The 1,647-nt window shown below is 75.0% G+C and carries 3 protein-coding genes; 2 read left to right on the forward strand and 1 reads right to left on the reverse strand.

What is annotated here, in order from left to right; translation table 11 throughout:
• Together N790_RS05140 and N790_RS05145 are read left to right on the forward strand one after the other, a co-directional pair.
• The coding region (locus N790_RS05140; RefSeq protein ID WP_425388025.1) for a superoxide dismutase family protein at positions 1-547 on the forward strand (547 nt) is incomplete at its 5' end.
• Positions 544-1,026 carry a GNAT family N-acetyltransferase gene (locus N790_RS05145; RefSeq protein WP_043801643.1) on the forward strand — a complete coding sequence of 161 codons (483 nt, stop codon included), beginning with the start codon at positions 544-546 and terminating at the stop codon, positions 1,024-1,026. The genes N790_RS05140 and N790_RS05145, both read left to right, overlap by 4 nt.
• A gap of 6 nt (positions 1,027-1,032) precedes the next feature.
• Here N790_RS05145 and N790_RS05150 read toward each other — a convergent pair.
• Positions 1,033-1,647, reverse strand: a 615-nt coding sequence (locus tag N790_RS05150) for an asparagine synthase-related protein (RefSeq protein ID WP_043801645.1), incomplete at its 5' end; no start/stop codon positions are given.

Raw genomic sequence — 1,647 nt, forward strand, 5'->3', positions numbered from 1 at the left:
CGAAGCCGCGCCCGCCGATGCCGCCGCCGGCATGACCCAGCTGGCCGCCTCGGCCCGCGTCGTGCTGGCCCCGCTGCAGGACAGCGGCGTGGCCGGCGAGCTGGCCTTCGACATCGCCGACGGCGGCGTGCGCATCCACGGCACCGTCACCGGCCTGCCGGCGGGCGGCCAGCATGGCTTCCACGTGCATGAAACCGGCGACTGCAGCGCGCCCGACGGCAGCAGCGCCGGCGGCCACTTCAACCCGGCCGGCGCGCCGCACGGCGACCGACACGGCGACGGCCCGCACCACGCCGGCGACATGCCCAACCTTGACGTGGCTGCCGACGGTAGCGCCGCGGTGGACCAGGTGCTGGCCGGCCTGGAGATCGCCAGCGGCGGCCCGAACGACATCGTCGGCCGCGCCGTGATCGTGCACGCCCAGGCCGACGACTACGCCACCCAGCCCACCGGCAACGCCGGCGGCCGCATCGCCTGCGGCGTGATCGAGCTGGTCAACGCGCCGCCCACCGACGCCTCGCCGGCCGGCCCGGCGCCGCAGGAATGAGCCGCGAGGCCGCCGAGTCGCTCATCGTCGTCCGCCCCGCCGGGGTGGACGACGTGCCGCGCCTGCGCGACTGGGCCTGCGCCATGGCCCTGGAAACCGAGCACAAGCAGCTCGACCCGGCGACCGTCGAAGCCGGCATCCGCGCCGTGCTCGACGAGCCCGGCCGCGGCGCCTACCTGGTCGCCGAACACCACGGCGAGGCCGCCGGCACGCTCATGCTCACCTACGAGTGGAGCGACTGGCGCAACGGCGACTGGTGGTGGATCCAGAGCGTGTACGTTGCGCCGGAACACCGCCGCCAGGGCGTGTACGCCGCGCTCTACCGGCACGTGCACGCGCGCGCCGAAATGACCCCGCGGGTGTGCGGCCTGCGCCTGTACGTGGAGCGCGACAACGCCGCCGCGCAGCGCACCTACGAGCGCCTTGGCATGGTGGACGCGGGTTACCGCATGTACGAGGCGCCGACGCCGGGGCCCTGAGCGCCTTCAGTCCAGGCCTTCGCGCCAGGCCTGGAACATCAGCACGCCCCACAGGTGGGTGTGCCACTTGCGTTCGCCGGCGAGGAACTCGCGCCAGGTCCGCCGGATCGGCGCCGGGTCGAAGTGGCCTTCGTCGCGCAGCCGGGATTCGTCGAGCTGGGCTTCGGCCCAGTCGCGCAGCGGTCCGCGCAGCCAGTCGCCCACCGGGGCGCCGAAGCCGGTCTTCGGCCGCTGCACCAGCGCCGGCGGCAGGTAACGCCCGAGCAACTGGCGCGGCAGCCACTTCAGTTCGCCGCGGCGCTGCTTCATCGCCATCGGCAGCGACCACGCGAACTCCGCCACGCGCCAGTCCAGCAGCGGCGCGCGCACTTCCAGGGCCACGGCCATGCTGGCGCGGTCGACTTTGGCGAGGATGTCCTCGGGCAGGTAACAGGCGGCGTCCATGGCCATCAGCGCGTCGCCGGCGGTGCCGATGCCGGGTAGCGCCGCCGGGTCGTCGTAGGCGGTGGCCAGGCGGCGCGCACCGATCACCACCGCCTCGGGCTGGCGCCAGCGGCTCACGCGGCCGCGGGCCAGGCCCTGCAGGTCGCCGGCCCTGAGCTCGGCGCGCAGCGCGGCCAG

Source organism: Arenimonas malthae CC-JY-1 (genome assembly GCF_000747075.1).
GTDB lineage: Bacteria > Pseudomonadota > Gammaproteobacteria > Xanthomonadales > Xanthomonadaceae > Arenimonas > Arenimonas malthae.

Bases quoted from the DNA above. Each gene is read 5' to 3' on its own strand.
- N790_RS05145 (WP_043801643.1), top strand. From the start codon at position 544: ATGAGCCGCGAGGCCGCCGAGTCGCTCATCGTCGTCCGCCCCGCCGGG.